The organism is Acuticoccus kandeliae, assembly GCF_003073115.1.
The window spans coordinates 1-341 of the sequence record NZ_QBBV01000118.1; the positions used below are offsets into that span (position 1 = coordinate 1).

General features: G+C 59.5%; 1 rRNA gene. It reads left to right on the forward strand.

Annotation, left to right across the window (positions count from 1 at the left end):
• Positions 1-341: ribosomal RNA gene (locus DBV35_RS29555) — 16S ribosomal RNA — on the forward strand; the annotation flags it as partial.

A 341-nucleotide genomic window follows, 5' to 3' on the forward strand; every position in this document is an offset into this window, starting at 1 on the left:
CCGATCTGCGGAAGCCTGACGCAGCGACGCCGCGTGGGGGATGACGGCCTTCGGGTTGTAAACCTCTTTCGCCAGGGACGAAGAGCAATTGACGGTACCTGGAGAAGAAGCACCGGCCAACTACGTGCCAGCAGCCGCGGTAACACGTAGGGTGCGAGCGTTGTCCGGAATTATTGGGCGTAAAGAGCTCGTAGGCGGTGTGTCGCGTCGGCCGTGAAAACTTGGGGCTTAACTCTGAGCGTGCGGTCGATACGGGCATCACTTGAGTTCGGCAGGGGAGACTGGAATTCCTGGTGTAGCGGTGAAATGCGCAGATATCAGGAGGAACACCGGTGGCGAAG